This is a genomic window from Arthrobacter sp. AG367, from assembly GCF_007828995.1.
Classification (GTDB): Bacteria; Actinomycetota; Actinomycetes; order Actinomycetales; family Micrococcaceae; genus Arthrobacter.
Genome location: NZ_VIVE01000002.1, coordinates 168,036 through 187,323 on the forward strand (window position 1 = coordinate 168,036; position 19,288 = coordinate 187,323).

Consider the following 19,288-nt stretch of genomic DNA (forward strand, 5'->3'; position numbering starts at 1 on the left):
AGCCGCCGCCGAGATGTCCGGCCGCACATGTACTGAAGTATTCCATGTCACACATACTGAGCCTGTCCATCCTTGAGCCGCCTGCCGGCAAGGGCGGCGCCCACAACGCCCGCGGCGTTCTCGAGGCTGGCCGGAATGACCGGGGTGCGCAGTGAGAGGCGAGGGAGGTATTCGGTACTGCACGCTGAAATGCCCCCACCGATGATGATGAGGTCGGGCGAGAAGAGGAACTCCACGTGCGACAGGTACTGCTGCAGCCGGTCGGCGTACTCCACCCAGGTGAGGCCTTGGTTCTCCCTGACGACGGCCGATGCCCGGGACTCTGCTTTGCAGCCGCCGATTTCCAGGTGGCCCAGCTCGAAATTGGGAACGAGCCTGCCGTCCACCAGCAGTGCGGATCCGATGCCCGTCCCCAGGGTCAGGACCAGGACAACGCCGCGCTGGCCTTTCCCGGCGCCGTACAAGGCTTCCGCCGTACCGGCAGCGTCTGCGTCATTCACGACGCAAACGGATCGTCCAAGCCGGGACTCCAGGTAGGACTGGACATCAAGTCCCACCCAGCTGCCGTCCATGTTTGCTGCCGACAGCGCCACTCCGCGCTGGACAATCGAGGGGATGGCGACGCCGGCAGCCAGGTTCCCGTGCCCGGGGCTTTCGGATTGGAGCTCACTGATGAGCTGGTCCAGGGTGTCTGCCACGTCATCTACCCTGCCGCTGGACGGGGTCCGCAGGCGGCGGACAACGCCGGCCGGGATGCCGCTGCCCAGGTTGACGAGTGCACCCTTGATCCAGGTCCCGCCAACATCGATTCCTATTCCGAAATCCGGTCCGGAGCCGGCGGCAGGTGCGCTCACCGCAGCCACGCCGTGGCAGCGCCGGGCAGCCGGCCGGCTTCGAGTGGCGAGCTGGAGACCAGCAGCTGGCCCGCGGGCAGCTCGAAGGGTTCCGTACCGAAGTTCGTTATGGAGGTCCAGCCGTTGGGGCGCCGGAAGGCCAGGACGTCATCCCGGCCGGTTTCCAGCAGCTCCAGCGCTTCTGTTGTTTGCAGCTGCGACCGCAGGGCGAGTGCCCGGCGGTAGAGGGACAGGGTTGAATCCCCCTGGCCCTCCTGGGCCTCCACTGAGCTGCCCGCGAACCATTCCGGCTGCGGCAGGTGGGAGCCGCCGGGGCCGAAACCGAATGAGCTGCCCGCCGAGGTCCACGGCAAGGGGACGCGGCAGCCGTCGCGGCCGATCTCCACGCCCTTGTTCCGGAAGAAGGCCGGATCCTGCCGGGCGGAGTCCGGGATTTCACTGCCGACTTCCTGCAGTCCCAGTTCCTCGCCTTGGTACAGGTACGCAGAACCCGGAAGGGCGAACATCAGCAGGGACGCGGCTCGGGCGCGGCGCAGGCCGAGTTCGGCGTCGACATCTTCCTGCCTGCCGCCGGCCAGAAGCCACCGCTTGCCCGCCTGCCCGGCCATGATGTCACCTCCGGCCGAAGGCTCGGACGCGGGGAGGCCGTAGCGCGTGGCATGCCGGACCACATCGTGGTTTGAGAACACCCAGGTGGACGACGCGCCGGATGCTTCGGCCTCTGCCAGGTTCTTGATGATCGTCTTCCGGAACTGGGCGGCGTCGAAGTCCGCCTGCAGCAGGTCGAAGTTGAAGGCCTGGCCCAGTCCCTCCGGGCTGGCGTAGCGGGCGCGACGGTCGGTATGGACCCAGGCTTCGGCGACGGCGGTGCGCGGCGGGTTGTATTCATTGAACAGGCGGCGCCACTCGGCGTAGATTTCGTGGACCTCGTCGCGGTCCCAGTACGGGTGCTGCCCCGTGAGGTACAGCGCCTCGCCCTGGGCCTCGAGGTCCGCCTTGGTGGGCAGGGTTTCTTCCAGGTTCTTCGTCAGGGCGTGGGCGACGTCGATGCGGAAGCCGTCCACGCCCCGGTCCGACCAGAAGCGCAGGGTTTTCAGGAAGTCTTCGCGGACTTCGGGGTTGTCCCAGTTGAAGTCGGGCTGTTCCTTGGCAAAGATGTGCATGTACCACTGCCCCGGGCTGCCGTCGGGTTCGGTGATGCGCTCCCAGGCGGGGCCGCCGAACACCGAGTCCCAGTCCGACGGCGGCAGCTCGCCTTTTTCGCCCAGCCCGTCGCGGAAGATGTACCGGTTGCGCGCCGCGGACCCCCTGGGCGAGGCGAGGGCTTCCCGGAACCACTGGTGCCGGTCCGACGAGTGGTTGGGCACGATGTCCACGATCAGCTTGAGGCCGGCGGCGTGCAGGGCGTTGGCCATCGCGTCGAAGTCCTCCAGCGTGCCCAGCAGCGGGTCCACGTTGCGGTAGTCGTCCACGTCGTAGCCCCCATCGGCGAGTGCGGAGGGGTAGAAGGGGCTCAGCCAGACGGCATCGATGCCCAGGTTTTTCAGGTACGGAACCTTGGCGGTGATGCCGTTGATGTCGCCGATGCCGTCGCCGTTCGAGTCCGCAAAGCTGCGGGGGTAGATCTGGTACACGGAGGCCTGACGCCACCAGTTGGGGTCGGCCGTGGGGGCGGGGTGGCTTTGGGTTGCCTGGGTGGCGGTGGTGGGCAAGATTGCTTCCTCAGTTTCAGCTGTATCAGGTGTGTGGGTCCGGAGTTACTTGACGGCGCCCTGGGTGAGGCCGGACATGACCCAGCGCTGGGTAAACAGGTAGACGATGATGGCGGGGGCCATTGCCATCAGGTAGGAGGCGAAGGCCACGTTGTAGCTGTTGCTGAACTGCGTCTGGAAGATCTTTTGCAGCACGGGGATGGTCTGCAGTTCAGGATCGGAAATGATGAGTGACGGCATCATGAAGTCGTTCCATGACGCGATGAAGGCGAAGATGCCCACGGTTGCGCTCATGGGCCCCAGCAGGGGGAAGATGAGCTTCCAAAACACCTGCCACGTTCCCGCGCCGTCCATCCGCATGCTTTCCTCCAACTCCAGGGGGATCGAGCGGAGGAAGGCGGTGAAGAGCATGGTGTTGAAGGCCAGGGCGAAAACGATGTGCAGGATGGCTACCCCGAGCGGGTTGTCGAGTCCGACGAGTCCCGTGAGCTGGATCTGCGGCAGCGCCACCACGGGGAACGGGATGAACATTGCCGCGAGCAGGTAAAAGAAGGACCAACGGAAGAGCCGACGGTCCCAGTTGCGGACGATGGCGTAGGCGGCCAGGGCCGAAACGATGATCTCCCCTGCAACGGCGATCACCGACACGAACACGGAAATTCCAAAGCCGCGGGGGAAGTTTGTGAGCGTCCAGGCCTGGGCAAAGCTGTCGAAGGTCAGGGGGCTTGGCAGGGAGAAGGCGTTGCCGTCCACTGCCTGGCCAGTGGTTTTGAAGGCCATGCTGACCGTGACGTAGAGCGGGACGAGCACGCTGAGCGTGCAGACAATGAGGATGATGGTGGCGGGCCACTGGATGCGTTCGGGCCCGGCGGGTAGCCGGCGGCCCTTGGCGGCCGCCGCGGGTTCTGCCTGGATGATGCTGGGTGCGCTGCTCATGCTGCGATCCCTCCCTTGCCACGTGTGAAGCGAAGTTGGACGAGTGCGATGACGATGCTGATGAGGAAGAAGATCACGGCGTTGGCCATCTGGTAGGCATAGTCGCCGCCTTCGAAGCCGCGGAAGATCGACATCGCGACGCTTCGTGTGGCCACGCCGGGCCCGCCGTCGGTGAGGCCGATGATGATGTCGTAGGCGTTGAGGTAGTTCTTGAAGCCGAGGACCGTGTTGATCACGGCGTACCCCGCAATGAGCGGCAGGGTGATGTGCCGCAGGTTCTGCCAGGGCGATGCCCCGTCGATGGAACTCGCCTCGTAGACCTCGGCGGGGACCGTGAGGAGCCCTGCGATGTAGATCAGCATGGCACTCGGGATGGACTGCCACGCCGTGACGAAGACGATCGCAAGCCACGCGAGCTGGGGGTTTGCGAGAAGGCTGGTGGCCAGCGGCTCGATTCCCATGCTTTTGCCGGCAAGGGGCAGCGAGTTCGAGAAGAGGTACTGGAACACGAACGCGATGACGATGCCGGAGATCACCATGGGGATGACGAAGACGGTGCGAAGCGCGGCACGGAAGCGGACGCGGGACGTGAGGCCCAGGGCCAGGAGGAAGGCCACGGCATTCACGACGATGACGGTGACCAGCGAGAAAACGAGGGTGAAGCCGTAGGCGCCGAGGACTCCTTCATCACGGAACACCGCAATGAAGTTCCGGATGCCGATGAAATCGAAGTCACCGAAGCCCACGGAGTTCGTGAAGCTGTAGATGAACCCGAGAACGGCGGGCAGCGTGACGGCCAGCGTGAAGATCACCAGCGAGGGCAGGAGGAAAACATAGTAGAGCGGATCAACGCGGCTTTTGCGCACGCGTGTGGTTCCAGCCGCTGCCGGGGCCGTCACCTCCACCCTGGTGGAAGGTCTCGTCATTGATGACATGGATGGTCCTCGTTTCGTGCTTTGAGAGATCGAAAGTGTGGGTCTAAGCGCGGAAAGCCAGGCGGGCCCAGTCGGCGTCCATCCTGCGCAGCGTGCTCTCGGCATCGGCGCCGCCGATGATCGACTGGATGTAGTTGGCGGCCGGAATCGAGTTCGGAATGAACTGTGAGGCGCCCATGTAGAAGCGGCCCTCGTCGTAGTACTTCTGCATCTCGACGATTCGTGGGTCGGTCACCGGTGGCGCGTCCTTGGTCGTCCCGAAACCCAGGAATTTGGCGTTGTAAGGGTTCTGGATCTCCGGCCGCATCAGGTACTGCAGGAAATCGCGGGCACCCTGCTGCCCGTTGGCGACCTCGGGAACCCAGAGCGAGAGGTCGATGTTGACGCGGACTTTGAGATCTGCGGGATCGCCGGTCATGGGCAGCGGGAAAGTTCCCAGATCCAGGTCTTTGCCGGCCTTTTCGATCTCGCCAAAGGCCCAGGGTCCCTGGAAGTACATGGCGGCCTGGCCCTGGGCCATTGCCGTGTTGCCGTCTCCGTAGCCGCGGCTTGCCGCATCGGGATTGACGTATTTGGTCAGTTGGACCACGCGCTTCACCGGCTCGAGCATCGTTTTCTGGAACGAAACTTCCGAATCCGGTCCGACGTTTTCGCCAATCCCATGCATTTTCTGATAGAAGTCGCGCACGTTGACCATGCCGCCCACCGTGTAGTCGAACAATCCCTGTGCCACGGTCCAGGGGTCGCGGAAAGTGCCGTAGATCGGCGTGATGCCTGCTGCCTTGAGCACCTCGCACACCTCGATCAGTTCATCCCAAGTTGTTGGGACGGCCACCCCGTTCTCTTCGAAGATGCGGCGGTTGTAGATGACCGAGGCCGCCATGACCGAGTAGGGGATGACGCTGGTGCGGCCGGCATAGGTTGGATACCAGTTGGTGAGGTCCAGCACGTCGTCCCGGATGGAGGCCGCTGCCGGGAGGTCGGAAAGATCCGAGAGCGCCCCGCGCTCCATGAACCGCGCCATCTCCAGGTTGTAGTTGAGGCATCCGAGGTCCGGGGGACTGCTGCGGACGAAGCTGGCAGAGAGATTTGTGGCCATGTCATGCAGGACGCGCACCCGGTCCTGCGAGTCGGTGAACTTCGCAGCCAGGTCCCGGAAGTATGGAACTGCCTCCGGCTTTGACTGGTGGAACGTGATGGTGGGCCTGGCACTGGCCGGGGCGCAGCCGGCCAACCCGAAAGCGGTGAGCGCACCTCCCGCAGCGGCAAGGAAAGTGCGCCGGGAAACGTGTCTCCCGGCGGACGTCAAAGGTGGCAACATCGGCTCCTCTTGGACTCTCGGATAATTTATATGGGTCTTATATTTAGGACCTATATGAGGATGGGGGACGCAGGGGCTATCGTCAAGGGGTGGACGGAAATACGGCGAGCTCGACACAACTGTTACGGCAGATCAACTCGGAGGCGCTGTTGCGCTTCGCCCTCCAGGAACAGGTGTTTACTGCCGGAGAAGCCATGGCTGCCACCGGGCTTACCCGCGCCACGGTGCTCGGGGTTTGTGACGGCCTGGTTGATGCGGGCTGGCTGGAGGAATTGACTGACGCCCGTACCGAGGCCGGCAGGCTCAAGGGCAGGCCGGCGCGGCAGTACCAGCTGCGCGAAGCTGCGGGTGTGGTTGTGGGCCTGGATGCCGGGGAGGGCTACTTCACAACCATCGTTGCCGACCTGCGCGGCCGCGAGCTGGGCAAGCGCCGCCAAAGCATTGATTCGCACGCGCTGGGACGCGCCGGCCGCGTGGCGAATGCACGGGAGCTGATCCGCCTGGCCCTTGAGGATGTTTCATGCACCCCGGAGGATGTCCTGCTCACGGCCGTCGGCGTCCCGGCGCCCATTGACGCGAACGGCGCGTCTCCCGCCGGAGGAGAATTCTGGCAGTTGATGAATTCCGGCTTCGCAGGGCACCTTTGGGGCACTGTCATCGTCGAAAATGACGCCAATCTCGCCGCCATCGCGGAGCAGGCACAGGAGCCGTCAGCCAACGTGGCCACCTTGCTGTCGGGTGAGCGGTTTGGTGCCGGCCTGATTGTCGATGGGCGCCTGCTGCGGGGTCGCCAGGGGGGCGCGGGGGAGATGCGGTTCCTGGATGAGCTGGACAGCAAGTTCGTGCCGGATGAGGGGAGCTCGGACGGGTTCGGAGCACTTGCGCGGAAGTGGGCGCGTGCCCGCATCCATTCCTACGATGGCGAGACGGTGCTGCGGCAAATACCCGAGGGGGACATCAACGCCGAAGATGTCTTCCAGGCGGCCCGCGCGGGAGACCCGCTGGCACAGGACATCATCGCCAGGCTCGGGGTGCGGCTGGCGCGAATCGGAGTGGTGCTCTCCAGCCTTCTTGACATTGAGCGGGTGGTCATCGCCGGCGCGATCTCACGCGCCATCGAACCGGTCCTGGAGCACGCCCGCAGCCTGCTGCCCACGGATTCCGGCCTGCCGCTGCCGGATCTGGTTGCGAGCACTCTCGGGGCGGAATCCGTAGTCCGGGGTGCCATTGAGTCGGCGCTGATGCGGATCAGGCGTGAACCCTCAGCGTTCATTCCGCGGGCGCCCCGTTCCTGAAAGGCGGGCGGGCGGACAGCCTAAAGCACGCTGCGGATGGCCTGCTCGAAACTGGTCACGTGCTCAAGGGCCAGCTTGCCCGCCCGGTCCGAGTCGCCGTCGGCCACTGCCTCCAGCAGTTCCACGTGTTCGGCGATGTGCTCCGCCACTGACGGCACCTTTTCCAGCACCATGCACCAAATGCGGGTGGCCAGGTTGTCGTAACGGATCAGCACGTCCTCGAGGTGGGTGTTGGCGGCGGCCCGGTAGATGAGGCGGTGGACCTTGATGTCATACCGCATGAGGTCATAGGGATCGTCATCCGCCCCCATCCTGGCAATTGCCGCCGCGGTTTCCCGTAATTCCTTGCGCAGGGCAGGGGTTGCCAGCTTGGCGGCCCGGCGGGCTGCCAGGGGTTCCAATGACTCCCGGAGTTCGGAGACGTCCGCGAGTTCGGTGATGTCGACGACGGTGGCGAACGTTCCACGGCGGGGGTACGACACGACGAGGTGGTCACCTTCCAGGCGCTTGAGCGCTTCCCGGACCGGCGTGCGGCCGATCCCGAGCTCGGCGGCGAGCTTGCCGTCGTTGATGGCCTCACCCGGCCGGATGTCGAGCATGATGAGCCGGTCCCGGAGGTGCCGGTAGGCCTGCTCGGCGAGCGAGAGGTCGCCTTCTCCGGCCAGCTGGTTCTCTGTCATTACGCTCATTCCGAGCTCTCCCAAGGTAGCTATTGACTGCCGCGTGATCTACAACATACTATTACGTCAGTTCTAATATATCAGTTACAGATCAGTTATGGATCAGTAACTCGGAAGGGCCCCAGAAGGAGAACCATGCAGGATGTACTGAACGCCTCGCTCGCCACGGTTGACGCCGACGTCGCCGCCGCTGTGGCACGGGAACTGCACCGCCAGCAGTCCACCCTTGAAATGATCGCGTCGGAGAACTTCGCTCCGTCAGCCGTGATGGAAGCCCAGGGCTCGGTCCTGACCAACAAGTACGCCGAAGGCTACCCGGGCAAGCGCTACTACGGCGGCTGCGAGCACGTGGACGTCATTGAACAGCTCGCCATCGACCGCGTCAAAGCCCTCTTCGGCGCCGAATTCGCCAACGTCCAGCCGCACTCCGGCGCGCAGGCCAACGCCGCCGCCATGTTCGCCCTGCTGAACCCGGGTGACACCATCCTTGGCCTCTCCCTGGCCCACGGCGGCCACCTGACCCACGGGATGAAGATTAACTTCTCCGGCAAGCTGTACAACGTGGTCCCCTACCACGTCCGCGAATCAGACCTCCGCGTGGACATGGCCGAGGTGGAAGCGCTGGCCCTGGAACACAAGCCCAAACTGATCGTGGCCGGCTGGTCCGCCTACTCCCGCCAGCTGGACTTCGCCGAATTCCGCCGTATCGCCGACCTCGTGGGCGCCTACCTCATGGTGGACATGGCCCACTTCGCCGGCCTGGTGGCCGCAGGCCTGCATCCCAACCCCGTCCCGTACGCCGACGTGGTCACCACCACCACCCACAAGACCCTTGGCGGACCCCGCGGCGGCGTCATCCTCGCCAAGGAGGAATACGCCAAGAAGATCAACAGCGCCGTGTTCCCCGGCCAGCAGGGCGGACCGCTGGAGCACGTGGTTGCCGCCAAGGCGGTGGCCTTCAAGCTTGCCGCTGCTCCTGAATTCAAGGAACGCCAGGAGCGCGTCCTGCAGGGAGCAAAGCTGCTGGCAGAGCGACTCCTCCAGCCGGACGTCCAGGCCGCAGGCATCTCCGTGGTGAACGGCGGCACCGACGTCCACCTGGTCCTGGTGGACCTGCGCCACTCCGAACTGGACGGCCAGCAGGGTGAAGACGCCCTCCACAAGATCGGCATCACCGTCAACCGCAACGCCGTCCCGTTCGATCCCCGCCCGCCGATGGTTTCCTCCGGCCTCCGGATCGGCACCCCCGCCCTGGCCGCCCGCGGATTCGGCGCCGCCGAGTTCACCGAAGTGGCCGACATCATCGCCTCCGCGCTGATCGCATCGGCCGGCACGGGCACCCTGCCCGGGGACACCGCCGTCGAACTCCGCGAACGCGTGACGGCCCTGGCCGAAAAATTCCCCCTTTACCCGCACCTCACCGCCGACGCCGGCCTGGCCGACGCTGAAGCAGACCTGATTGGAGCCGCCCAGTGAGCACCCAGCACCTTCCGGAGCACCCGGACTTCCTCTGGCGGAACCCGGAACCCAAGGCCTCCTATGACGCCGTGATCGTGGGCGGCGGCGGGCACGGCCTGGCCACCGCCTACTTCCTGGCCAAGAACCACGGGATGACCAACATTGCCGTCCTGGAAAAAGGCTGGCTGGCCGGCGGCAACATGGCCCGCAACACCACCATCATCCGCTCCAACTACCTCTGGGATGAGAGTGCGGCCATCTACGAGCACGCCCTCAAGCTCTGGGAGATCCTGCCCGAGGAACTCGAGTACGACTTCCTGTTCAGCCAGCGCGGCGTGATGAACCTGGCCCACACCCTGGGCGACGTCCGCGAAAGCATCCGCCGCGTGGGCGCCAACAAGCTCAACGGCGTGGACGCCGAATGGCTGGACCCGCAGCAGGTCAAGGAACTCTGCCCCATCCTGAACATCCGCGACAACATCCGCTACCCCGTCATGGGCGCCACCTACCAGCCGCGCGCCGGCATCGCCAAGCACGACCACGTGGCCTGGGCCTTCGCCCGCAAATGCGACGAAATGGGCGTTGACATCATCCAGAACTGCGAGGTGACCGGCTTCCTGAAGGAGGGGGACCGCGTGGTGGGCGTCAAGACCAACCGCGGCACCATCAACACCGAAAAGGTGGGCCTCTGCGCCGCAGGCCACAGCTCGGTCCTGGCCGAAATGGCCGGCTTCCAGCTGCCCATCCAGTCCCACCCGCTGCAGGCGCTGGTGTCCGAACTGCACGAGCCCGTCCACCCCACGGTGGTCATGTCCAACCACGTCCACGTCTACGTCTCCCAGGCCCACAAGGGCGAACTGGTCATGGGCGCCGGCGTCGACTCCTACAACGGCTACGGCCAGCGCGGCTCCTTCCACGTCATCGAGCAGCAGATGGCGGCCGCCGTCGAGCTCTTCCCCATCTTCGCCCGGGCCCACGTGCTCCGGACCTGGGGCGGGATCGTGGACACCACCCTGGACGCTTCCCCGATCGTGGGCCTGACCCCGGTGGAGAACATGTTCGTGAACTGCGGCTGGGGTACCGGCGGGTTCAAGGGCACGCCCGCCGCCGGCCTCACCTTCGCGCACACCATCGCCACCGGCGCCCCGCACGCACTGAACAAGCCGTTCTCGCTGGAGCGCTTCGAAACCGGCGCCCTCATCGACGAACACGGCGCCGCCGCCGTGGCCCACTAGCCGCCGCGACCAGAAAAGGACTAACGCACATGCTGCTGATCCCATGCCCCAACTGCGGCCCGCGGGACGAAACCGAATTCCACTACGGTGGCCAGGCCCACGTTCCGTACCCGGAGAACCCGTACGAGCTGAGCGACACCGAATGGTCCCGCTACCTCTTCTACCGCGAGAACCCCAAGGGCATCTTCGCCGAACGCTGGGTCCACAGCACCGGCTGCCGCCAGTGGTTCAACATGCTCCGCGACACCGTGAGCTACGACATCCAGGCCGTGTACCCGATGGGCGTGCCGCGGCCGGCCGCGCCCGTCCCGCCTGCAGCCGATACCGGCACCGCAAGCACCGGCCCGGCGAGCACCACCCCCCTCAGCCCCAGCACCGCCCCGGAAGGAGCGACCAAGTGACTTCCCAGAACGCCCGCCTGGCAACCGGCGGCCGCATCGACCGCACCATTTCCTGGCGCTTCACCGTTGACGGCGAGGAGTTCACCGGGCACCCCGGCGACACCCTGGCCTCGGCACTGCTGGCCAACGGCCACATCGCCGCAGGCAACTCGCTCTACGAGGACCGCCCCCGCGGCATCATGTCCGCCGGCGTCGAGGAAGCCAACGCCCTGGTCCGCGTGGAGGCCCGGTTCCCCGGCCACGTCGCCGAGTCCATGCTCCCTGCCACCACCGTCTCGCTGGTGGACGGGCTGCAGGCCACCCTGCTGAACGGCCTGGGCAAGCTGGATCCGGAAGATGACCGCGCCGAGTACGACAAGAAGTACGTCCACACCGACATCCTGGTCATCGGCGGCGGCCCTGCCGGCCTGGCCGCGGCCCGCGAGGCAGTCCGCAGCGGTGTCCGCGTGATGCTCCTGGACGACCAGCCCGAGCTCGGCGGCTCCCTGCTCTCCGGCTCCACGGCCCCGGGCGTGGCAGAGACCATCGAGGGCAAGCCTGCCCTGGAATGGGTGGCCGACGTCGAAGCCGAGCTGGTGTCCGGCGCGGAATCCACCGTCCTGAACCGCACCACCGCGTTCGGCGCCTACGACGCCAACTACGTCATCGCCGTCCAGAACCGCACCGACCACCTGGGCAGCCCCGCGGCTCCCGGTGTGTCACGCCAGCGGATTTGGCACATCCGTGCCAACCAGGTGGTCCTGGCGCCCGGCGCCCACGAGCGTCCCCTGGTGTTCGAGAACAACGACCGCCCCGGCATCATGCTGGCATCGGCCGTCCGCACCTACCTCAACCGGTACGGCGTGGCCGCCGGGAAGCGCGTGGTCATCAGCACCACCAACGACAGTGCCTACGCCGCCGCAGCCGATCTCGCCGCCGCCGGCGTCAACGTTGCCGCGGTGGTGGACGCCCGCCCTGCGCTGACCGCCGTGGCAACTGCCGCCGTCGAATCCGGAATCCGGGTGCTGATCGGCAGCGCGGTGGCCAACACCTCTGCCGACGCATCCGGCCGGCTGGACGGCGTCACCGTCCGCAGCATCAACGACGACGGCGAGCTCACCTCCGGCATCGAGCAGATCGCCTGCGACCTGCTGGCGGTGTCCGGCGGCTGGAGCCCGCTGGTCCACCTGCACTCGCAGCGGCAGGGCAAGCTGCGCTGGGACGACGAGCTGGCAGCCTTCGTGCCCAGCACCGAAGTGCCCAACCAGCAGACCATCGGCTCCGGCCGCGGCTCCTTCGCCACCGCCGACTGCCTTGCCGAGGGCGTCTCCGCCGGCGCGCGGGCCGCCATCGCCGCGGGCTTCGAATCCGCCGTCGAGCCTTCCGTTTTCGCTGAGCCCAAGGCCGCCGCCCCCACCCGCCAGCTCTGGCTGGTGCCGGGGGAGAACGGCACCCCCGACGACTGGCACCACCACTTCGTGGACTTCCAGCGCGACCAGTCCGTGGCTGATGTGCTGCGCTCCACCGGGGCCGGCATGCGTTCCGTGGAGCACATCAAGCGGTACACCTCCATCAGCACCGCCAACGACCAGGGCAAGACCTCCGGCGTCAACGCCATCGGCGTGATCGCGGCGGCCCTCCGCGCGGCCGGCGAGGCCTCGCGCGGCATCGGCGACATCGGCACCACCACCTACCGTGCACCGTTCACCCCGGTGGCCTTCGCGGCACTGGCCGGACGCCAGCGCGGCGAACTGTTCGACCCCGCCCGCATCACCTCCATCCACCCCTGGCACGTCGCCAAGGGCGCACTGTTCGAGGACGTTGGACAGTGGAAGCGGCCCTGGTACTACCCCCAGGGCGGGGAGGACATGGACGCTGCCGTGCTCCGCGAGTGCGCCGCCGTCCGCGAATCCGTGGGCTTCATGGACGCCACCACCCTGGGCAAGATCGAGATCCGCGGCAAGGACGCGGGGGAGTTCCTGAACCGGGTTTACACCAACGCGTTCAAGAAGCTCGCCCCGGGTTCGGCGCGTTACGGCGTCATGTGCACGCCGGACGGGATGATCTTCGACGACGGCGTGACCCTCCGCGTGGACGACGACACCTACTTCATGACCACCACCACCGGCGGCGCCGCGAAGGTCCTGGACTGGCTGGAGGAGTGGCTGCAGACCGAGTGGCCCGAACTGGACGTGCACTGCACCTCGGTGACGGAACAGTGGAGCACCATCGCCGTCGTGGGACCCAAGTCCCGCGAAGTCATCGCGAAGGTGGCTCCGGAACTGGCTGCCAACGGTGGCCTGGAGGCCGAGGCGTTCCCGTTCATGACCTTCCGCGAAACCATCCTTGCCTCCGGCGTGCGGGCCCGGATCTGCCGGATTTCGTTCTCCGGTGAACTGGCCTACGAAATCAACGTGCCGGCCTGGTACGGACTGAACACCTGGGAAGCCGTGGCCGCCGCAGGTGCTGAATTCAACATCACCCCCTACGGCACGGAAACCATGCACGTGCTGCGCGCCGAAAAGGGTTACCCGATCGTCGGCCAGGACACGGACGGCACCGTCACGCCGCAGGATGCCGGGATGGAATGGATTGTCTCCAAGGCCAAGGACTTCATCGGCAAGCGCTCCTACTCCCGGGCCGATGCCCAGCGCGAGGACCGCAAGCACCTGGTGAGCGTCCTGCCCGTCGACGGAACGCTCCGGCTGCCCGAAGGCACCCAGCTGGTGGAAAAGGGCCGCTCAACCAACCCGGCCTACGGCCCGGTGCCGATGGAAGGCTTCGTGACTTCCAGCTACCACAGCGCAGCGCTGGGCAGGTCCTTCGGCCTGGCCCTGATCAAGAACGGCCGCAACCGCATCGGTGAGACCCTGGTGGCCGCCGCCGGCGACCAGCTGGTTGACGTGGTTGTTGCAGAAACAGTGCTTTTTGACCCAGAAGGGACCCGTAAAGATGGCTGAAACAGCAGCATCCCCCACCGCCGCAGACAAGAATCTCGCAGCCCGCGTCAGCCCCGCCAGGCAGCTCGCGGAGGCCTTCGCGGCAGGCTCCCTGGCCGGCACCGTCGAACTTAAGGAGCTGCCCTTCCTCACCATGGTGGGTCTCCGGGCCCAGGCAGGATCGGACACCGCGCAGCGCCTGGCCGCCGTCACCGGCGGACTGCCGGCCGGCGTCGGCGCCGTGGACAGCTCCGGCGACACCTCGGTCCTCTGGCTGGGACCCGGTGAATTCCTGGTGGTGGCACCCACCGAGGCACACGAGTCCCTGGGCGGCGGCCTGATCCCCGCCCTCCGGGACGCGCTGGGCGACGGAGCGGGCCAGGTGGTGGACCTGTCCGCCAACCGGACCACGTTCGAACTGTCCGGCCCCCGTGCCCGGGCGGTCCTGGAAAAGGGCTGCTCGCTGGACCTGCACCCCCGGGTGTTCAAGGCCGGCACCGCCTACTCCACGGAGATCGCCAACATCCCCGCCATCCTGTGGAAGACCGGTGAGGACTCCTTCCGGATCTTCCCGCGGGCATCGTTCGCCGAGTTCCTGGGCCGGTGGCTGCTGGACGCCATGCGGGAGTACGCCTCGCCAGAGGTCCCCTGATGGCGCTCAGCGTCCTGGACCTGTTCTCTGTTGGCATCGGGCCCTCGTCATCACACACGGTGGGCCCGATGCGGGCGGCCAAGCTCTTCGCCGATGGCCTGAAGGGCGACGGCCAGCTGGCATCCACCGTGCGCGTCCAGTCGGAACTGTTCGGTTCCCTGGGCGCCACGGGGCGCGGCCACGGCTCCGACAAGGCGGTGGTCCTGGGACTGCAGGGCCTGGAACCCGAAACGGTGGATACGTTCACCGCGGACGACCAGGTGGCGGCCGCGGCCCTCAACGCTGAACTGCACGTCGCCGGCTCGCACCGCGTGGACTTCAACTGGGAAGAGGACGTGGTGCTCCACCGCCGCAAGTCCCTTCCCGCGCACCCCAACGGCATGACCTTCCGGGCTTTCGACCACACCGGAGCCGTGCTGAGCGAGCGGAGCTTCTACTCGATCGGCGGCGGGTTCGTGGTGGACGGCGACGCGGAAGGCGCGGACAAGGTGGTGGCGGACGACACCGTCCTGCCCTACCCGTTCTCCACGGCGGACGAGCTCCTGCAGATCTGCAGCCGCGAAGGCATGTCCATCTCCGACGTCATGCTGGCCAACGAGCTCACCTGGCACAGCGAAGCCGAACTGCGGGAGAAGCTGCTGGGCCTGTGGGCCGTGATGCGCGAATGCGTGGAGAACGGCTGCAACGCCGAGGGCATCCTGCCGGGCGGCCTCAAGGTACCCCGGCGCGCACCTGCGCTGTTCCGCACGCTGACTGCCTCCGCAGCATCGGCGGAGGCGTCCGCAAAGGCGGCGGCAGCAACGCCGTCGCCCGTCCAGGCGCCGGCGGACCCGCTGCTGGCGATGGAATGGGTCAACCTGTTCGCGCTCGCCGTCAATGAGGAGAATGCCGCCGGCGGGCGGATCGTCACCGCGCCAACCAATGGCGCTGCCGGGATCGTGCCTGCCGTGCTGCACTACTACGTGAAATTTGTTCCGGGAGCAGACGACGACGGCGTGGTCCGCTTCCTGCTGGCGGCTGCCGCCGTCGGAATCCTGTTCAAGACGAACGCCTCCATCTCCGGTGCCGAAGTGGGCTGCCAGGGGGAGGTGGGCTCCGCCTGCTCGATGGCGGCGGCCGGGCTCTGCGAAGTGCTCGGCGGAACGCCCGCCCAGGTTGAGAACGCCGCGGAGGTGGGGATCGAGCACAACCTGGGCCTCACCTGCGATCCGGTGGGCGGCCTGGTGCAGATCCCCTGCATCGAGCGGAACGCGATCGCCAGCGTGAAGGCGATCAACGCAGCCCGCCTGGCCCTGCACGGGGACGGCAGCCACAAGGTCTCGCTGGACAAGGCCATCAAGACCATGCGCGACACCGGAGCCGACATGAAAACCAAGTACAAGGAAACCTCCAGAGGAGGACTCGCCGTGAATGTGATCGAGTGCTGAGCCATGACTGTTACTGAAACCCAGATGCCCGCCCCGAAGGCGCCCACCACCGTGGAACACGTCCTGACCCTCGACTGCGCCGAGGGCCCCGGCATTGTGCACGCCGTCTCCGGCTTCCTGCTGGAACACGGCTGCGACATCATCGACAACAAGCAGTTCGGTGAGCGCTCCGAGGGCCACTTCTTCATGCGCGTCCACTTCGTGTCCGAGGGGGACGAGTCCACGCTGGATACCCTGCGGAAATCGTTTGCTCCCGTGGCGGACAAGTTCGGCATGCGGTGGCAGCTGGAACGCCACGGTTCAAAGCGCAGGGTGCTGATCATGGTGTCCAAGTTTGGGCACTGCCTCAACGACCTGCTGTTCCGGGCCCGCATCGGCGAACTTCCCGTTGACGTGGTGGCGGTGGTGTCCAACCACCGTGACCACCAGGCCCTGGTGGAGTGGCACGGCATCCCGTTCCACCACATCCCGGTCACGGCTGACACCAAGCCCGACGCCGAGGCCAGGCTCATGGAACTGGTTGATGGGCTGGAGGTGGAACTGGTGGTGCTGGCCCGCTACATGCAGGTGCTCAGTGACGACCTGACCCGGAAGCTGGACGGCCGCGCCATCAACATCCACCACTCGTTCCTGCCAAGCTTCAAGGGCGCCAAGCCGTACCACCAGGCCTATGCACGTGGCGTCAAGACCGTGGGCGCCACCGCCCACTACGTCAACGCCGAACTGGACGAGGGACCCATCATCGCCCAGCAGGTGGTGGAGGTGGACCACACCTACGGGCCCGAGGACCTGGTGGCCGCCGGCCGCGACACGGAATGCAAGGCCCTCTCCAACGCGGTGAAATGGCACTGCGAGGGCAGGGTCCTGCTGCAGGGCAACCGGACCGTGGTGCTGCGGTAGGCCGGTACAACTAAACATCACCGGCGCGGCCGGCTGCCCCCAAGGGCGGCCGGCCGCGCTTTGGCGTGCCCGGGCGGTGGCGGCCGCTCACGCCTCCCGCCGCGAAAGCACAACCCGGTGTACCTCCTCAAGGGCCGCGGCAATCTGGTCCCGCCCAACCCCGGCCAGGTACTGCAGCACCAGTCCGTCCAGGGCCGCGAAGAGCGTGCGGGCAACGATGCGGACGTCGCCCTGGACGCCAAAAGCCTGCAGCCCCTCGGCAAGTGCGTTGACGTAGTTTTCGTACAGTTCCGCCACCGGGCCGGCCAATTCGGGGCGCCTGCGTGCTTCCAGGATCATCTCGTACTGGAATACCTGCAGTCCGGGATCCTCCAGCAGCAGCTCCAGCAGTGCTTCGGTGAAGCTTCCCTCCTGCTCCGCTGCCTCCCGCAACCTGGACGCGGCGATGGATTGCTCCGAGGCCCATCGCAGCGCGGCGGCAATCAGCGCATCCCGGGACCCGAAGTGGTGTGCCACCAGGGAATTGTTCACGCCCGCGGCCTCCGCCACTGCCCGGTAGGTAAGCCCGCGCAGGCCCTTTTGCGCCACCACGTCCACCGCGGCCCGCAGCAGGGCTTCACGCCCTTTGCCGTACCCAGGTGTCGCCGCGGGGGCAGTTGAAGCAGTCATGACGACGAGTCTAGCCAGCACCAGGCCGGTTCAAATCCCCTATTGACTTAAAACTAAGCAATTGCTTAGATTGCTTCCATCGGGTGATGCCCATCACAGGCGAACCTCTTCCGTCCCGTTTTCCGGTGACCGCCCCGGCAACAAGCCGGCCCTTCCCTTGGAGCACTTATGACCACAACGACTGCATTCACCACCTCGTCCTCCTTTGACCCCGCCAGGAATGAGCCCTTTGAACTTGGCCGCGTCCAGTGGATCCGCCGCTTTGGCGAGGGCGGCCGGCCTGCCCTCGCCTGCGGCTACTGGCACGTCGACCCCACAGAGGCGCCCGAGCCTTTCGATCTCGTTATGGAGGCGGACGAGACCATCCACATCATCGAGGGCCACCTCCGCATCGAAGTGGAGGGCGGGGATGTGTATGAGCTCACCGCCGGCGGTGCCGCATCCTTCAACAAAGGGGCACGCACACGCTGGGCCGTGCTGGCGCCCACCGTCGAATTCTTCGTCTACTCCTAGGCCGCCCCATGGATCAGGAACGCAGCGCCGTGGAAAACGACGGCCTGGACGTCATTATCGTGGGGGCCGGGTTCGCCGGCCTGACCGCTGCCCGGGAACTGAGCCGGCAGGGGTTGTCCGTGCACATCGTGGAAGCCCGGGCCCGCATAGGAGGCAGGACCTGGCTGGACCACCGGCTGGGCCGGGACCTTGAGATCGGCGGAACATGGGTGCACTGGACCCAGCCTTACGTTTGGGCCGAACTGAAGCGCTACGGCATCGGCACGGTTCCGAGCCCGGAGCCGCAGCAGGCCTTCTGGTGGGCCGACGGCGCCCGCCGGGCAGGTGCCCCCGCCGACCTTCTGGAACTGATCGGCACCTGCAATGCGCAGTTCGTCCAGGACTCGCGCCGCTACTTCCCCGAGCCCTTCAGTCCGTTGGCCAGCGATGACTTCGAGGAGATCGACCACATCGCGGTCCAGGACCGGATCCGGGAGCAGTTCCCCGCGGGGACTGCGCGGGACATCCTGGAATCGTTCTGGGCATTGAACTTCAATGGTCCGCTGGAGGACGCCGCCCTGACCCAGGCGCTGCGTTGGGTGGCCCTGACCAACGGTGACTGGGCCGTCAACTTCGAAGCCTGCGCCACCTACAAGATCCAGGGTGGAACCGCGGCCCTGGCCAACGCCATCCTCCAGGACACGCAGGCGGGCATGGACTTCGGCTTCACGGCAGCGGGGATCGTCGACGACGGACATTCCGTGACCGTCCGCAGCACCGGCGGCCGGACGGTGACCGCAAAGACGGCCATTGTGACGGTGCCTATGCATGTCCTCCCGGGAATCGTGTTCGAGCCGCCGCTGCCACCGGCCAAAACAGACGGCGCCCGGCGCGGGCAGATCTCCAAAGGCGTCAAGGTATGGATCCGGCTCCGGGGCGAACGTGCACCCTTTGTCGCACTGGGGAACGCCGACTGGCCGTTGAACTTCTTCCAGGCTGAATACACGCTCGACGGCGACACGATCGTCGTCGGCTTCGGCCCGGACGCGTCGAAGATCGACGCCGCTGACAGGGCCGCAGTGCAGGCTCAGCTGGCCCGGCTGGTGCCCGGCGTTGAGGTGCTGGAGGTGGCCACCCACGACTGGGTGGCGGATCCGCTGGCAGGGGAGACATGGCCGATGCACAGGACGGGCTTCCTGGCCAACCACCTGGCCGCCCTGCAGGCGGGGCACGGAAACGTCCTCTTTGCCGGCTCTGACATCGCCAACGGCTGGGGCGGCTTCATTGATGGTGCCATCGAGAGCGGCATGGAGGCCGCGCTTGAAGCAGCATCGATTGTCAGCGGACGGCCGGCACTGCGCTGACGGACAACAACTCATCGCTGGTGGACAAAGCAGCAGCGG

Annotated in this window: 17 protein-coding genes; 10 read left to right on the plus strand and 7 right to left on the minus strand. The window is 66.4% G+C overall.

The window, feature by feature from the left end; translation table 11 throughout:
* Positions 1–47: 47 nt before the first annotated feature.
* Genes ppgK through FB478_RS07840 form a run of 5 tightly spaced genes read right to left on the minus strand, consistent with a single transcriptional unit; the run spans position 48 to position 5,758 of the window.
* Positions 48–863 (minus strand): polyphosphate--glucose phosphotransferase, encoded by an 816-nt coding sequence (gene ppgK / locus FB478_RS07820; protein WP_144600124.1) that lies wholly within the window; start codon positions 861–863, stop codon positions 48–50.
* Entirely contained in the window at positions 851–2,566 is a 1,716-nt protein-coding gene (locus tag FB478_RS07825) for a glycoside hydrolase family 13 protein (protein ID WP_144600125.1), read from the minus strand. Before FB478_RS07825 ends, ppgK begins: the two co-directional genes overlap by 13 nt.
* A gap of 45 nt (positions 2,567–2,611) precedes the next feature.
* Positions 2,612–3,502 carry a carbohydrate ABC transporter permease gene (locus FB478_RS07830; protein WP_142070541.1) on the minus strand — a complete coding sequence of 297 codons (891 nt, stop codon included), beginning with the start codon at positions 3,500–3,502 and terminating at the stop codon, positions 2,612–2,614.
* Positions 3,499–4,437 carry a carbohydrate ABC transporter permease gene (locus FB478_RS07835; RefSeq protein WP_026265892.1) on the minus strand — a complete coding sequence of 313 codons (939 nt, stop codon included), beginning with the start codon at positions 4,435–4,437 and terminating at the stop codon, positions 3,499–3,501. The genes FB478_RS07830 and FB478_RS07835 overlap by 4 nt, the downstream gene beginning before the upstream one ends.
* Before the next feature lie 43 nt (positions 4,438–4,480).
* Positions 4,481–5,758, minus strand: a complete 1,278-nt coding sequence (locus FB478_RS07840) for an ABC transporter substrate-binding protein (protein ID WP_186447762.1) — start codon at positions 5,756–5,758, stop codon at positions 4,481–4,483.
* Positions 5,759–5,847: 89 nt separating this feature from the next.
* Between FB478_RS07840 and FB478_RS07845 the strand changes: the two genes are divergently transcribed.
* A complete protein-coding gene (locus tag FB478_RS07845) occupies positions 5,848–7,053 on the plus strand; it encodes an ROK family transcriptional regulator (RefSeq protein ID WP_186447763.1) in 1,206 nt (401 codons plus the stop codon).
* A 20-nt stretch (positions 7,054–7,073) separates the two neighbouring features.
* Here FB478_RS07845 and FB478_RS07850 read toward each other — a convergent pair whose 3' ends face one another.
* A complete protein-coding gene (locus FB478_RS07850; RefSeq protein ID WP_144600305.1) occupies positions 7,074–7,733 on the minus strand; it encodes a GntR family transcriptional regulator in 660 nt (219 codons plus the stop codon).
* A 135-nt stretch (positions 7,734–7,868) separates the two neighbouring features.
* On the opposite strand from FB478_RS07850, the gene glyA reads away from it, so the two are divergent.
* From glyA to purU, 7 genes are read left to right on the plus strand one after another with little or no spacing between them, the layout of a single operon-like run.
* A complete protein-coding gene (gene glyA, locus FB478_RS07855) occupies positions 7,869–9,209 on the plus strand; it encodes a serine hydroxymethyltransferase (RefSeq protein ID WP_018770028.1) in 1,341 nt (446 codons plus the stop codon).
* Positions 9,206–10,426 (plus strand): sarcosine oxidase subunit beta family protein, encoded by a 1,221-nt coding sequence (locus FB478_RS07860; RefSeq protein WP_144600127.1) that lies wholly within the window; start codon positions 9,206–9,208, stop codon positions 10,424–10,426. The genes glyA and FB478_RS07860 overlap by 4 nt, the downstream gene beginning before the upstream one ends.
* Positions 10,427–10,455: 29 nt before the next feature.
* The gene (locus FB478_RS07865; protein ID WP_018770030.1) at positions 10,456–10,827 is read left to right on the plus strand and encodes a sarcosine oxidase subunit delta; all 372 of its coding nucleotides are present in this window, start codon (positions 10,456–10,458) and stop codon (positions 10,825–10,827) included.
* On the plus strand, positions 10,824–13,766 hold the full coding sequence (locus tag FB478_RS07870) for a sarcosine oxidase subunit alpha family protein (protein ID WP_144600128.1): 2,943 nt from the start codon (positions 10,824–10,826) through the stop codon (positions 13,764–13,766). The genes FB478_RS07865 and FB478_RS07870 overlap by 4 nt, the downstream gene beginning before the upstream one ends.
* Positions 13,759–14,397 carry a sarcosine oxidase subunit gamma gene (locus tag FB478_RS07875; RefSeq protein ID WP_144600129.1) on the plus strand — a complete coding sequence of 213 codons (639 nt, stop codon included), beginning with the start codon at positions 13,759–13,761 and terminating at the stop codon, positions 14,395–14,397. Before FB478_RS07870 ends, FB478_RS07875 begins: the two co-directional genes overlap by 8 nt.
* On the plus strand, positions 14,397–15,824 hold the full coding sequence (locus FB478_RS07880) for an L-serine ammonia-lyase (RefSeq protein WP_134165037.1): 1,428 nt from the start codon (positions 14,397–14,399) through the stop codon (positions 15,822–15,824). Before FB478_RS07875 ends, FB478_RS07880 begins: the two co-directional genes overlap by 1 nt.
* Before the next feature lie 3 nt (positions 15,825–15,827).
* The gene (gene purU, locus FB478_RS07885) at positions 15,828–16,724 is read left to right on the plus strand and encodes a formyltetrahydrofolate deformylase (RefSeq protein WP_056391878.1); all 897 of its coding nucleotides are present in this window, start codon (positions 15,828–15,830) and stop codon (positions 16,722–16,724) included.
* A gap of 87 nt (positions 16,725–16,811) precedes the next feature.
* Here purU and FB478_RS07890 read toward each other — a convergent pair whose 3' ends face one another.
* The gene (locus FB478_RS07890) at positions 16,812–17,393 is read right to left on the minus strand and encodes a TetR/AcrR family transcriptional regulator (protein WP_056391876.1); all 582 of its coding nucleotides are present in this window, start codon (positions 17,391–17,393) and stop codon (positions 16,812–16,814) included.
* A 168-nt stretch (positions 17,394–17,561) separates the two neighbouring features.
* On the opposite strand from FB478_RS07890, the gene FB478_RS07895 reads away from it, so the two are divergent.
* Both FB478_RS07895 and FB478_RS07900 read left to right on the plus strand, forming a co-directional pair.
* Positions 17,562–17,906, plus strand: a complete 345-nt coding sequence (locus FB478_RS07895; RefSeq protein WP_056391874.1) for a cupin domain-containing protein — start codon at positions 17,562–17,564, stop codon at positions 17,904–17,906.
* Between the two features lie 8 nt (positions 17,907–17,914).
* Entirely contained in the window at positions 17,915–19,249 is a 1,335-nt protein-coding gene (locus FB478_RS07900) for an NAD(P)/FAD-dependent oxidoreductase (RefSeq protein WP_261377363.1), read from the plus strand.
* Positions 19,250–19,288 lie beyond the last annotated feature (39 nt).

Bases quoted from the DNA above. Each gene is read 5' to 3' on its own strand.
- FB478_RS07850 (WP_144600305.1), bottom strand. From the start codon at position 7,733: ATGACAGAGAACCAGCTGGCCGGAGAAGGCGACCTCTCGCTCGCCGAG.
- FB478_RS07895 (WP_056391874.1), top strand. From the start codon at position 17,562: ATGACCACAACGACTGCATTCACCACCTCGTCCTCCTTTGACCCCGCC.
- FB478_RS07835 (WP_026265892.1), bottom strand. From the start codon at position 4,437: ATGTCATCAATGACGAGACCTTCCACCAGGGTGGAGGTGACGGCCCCG.
- FB478_RS07880 (WP_134165037.1), top strand. From the start codon at position 14,397: ATGGCGCTCAGCGTCCTGGACCTGTTCTCTGTTGGCATCGGGCCCTCG.
- glyA (WP_018770028.1), top strand. From the start codon at position 7,869: ATGCAGGATGTACTGAACGCCTCGCTCGCCACGGTTGACGCCGACGTC.
- FB478_RS07830 (WP_142070541.1), bottom strand. From the start codon at position 3,502: ATGAGCAGCGCACCCAGCATCATCCAGGCAGAACCCGCGGCGGCCGCC.
- FB478_RS07900 (WP_261377363.1), top strand. From the start codon at position 17,915: ATGGATCAGGAACGCAGCGCCGTGGAAAACGACGGCCTGGACGTCATT.
- purU (WP_056391878.1), top strand. From the start codon at position 15,828: ATGACTGTTACTGAAACCCAGATGCCCGCCCCGAAGGCGCCCACCACC.
- FB478_RS07890 (WP_056391876.1), bottom strand. From the start codon at position 17,393: ATGACTGCTTCAACTGCCCCCGCGGCGACACCTGGGTACGGCAAAGGG.
- FB478_RS07840 (WP_186447762.1), bottom strand. From the start codon at position 5,758: ATGTTGCCACCTTTGACGTCCGCCGGGAGACACGTTTCCCGGCGCACT.
- FB478_RS07875 (WP_144600129.1), top strand. From the start codon at position 13,759: ATGGCTGAAACAGCAGCATCCCCCACCGCCGCAGACAAGAATCTCGCA.
- FB478_RS07865 (WP_018770030.1), top strand. From the start codon at position 10,456: ATGCTGCTGATCCCATGCCCCAACTGCGGCCCGCGGGACGAAACCGAA.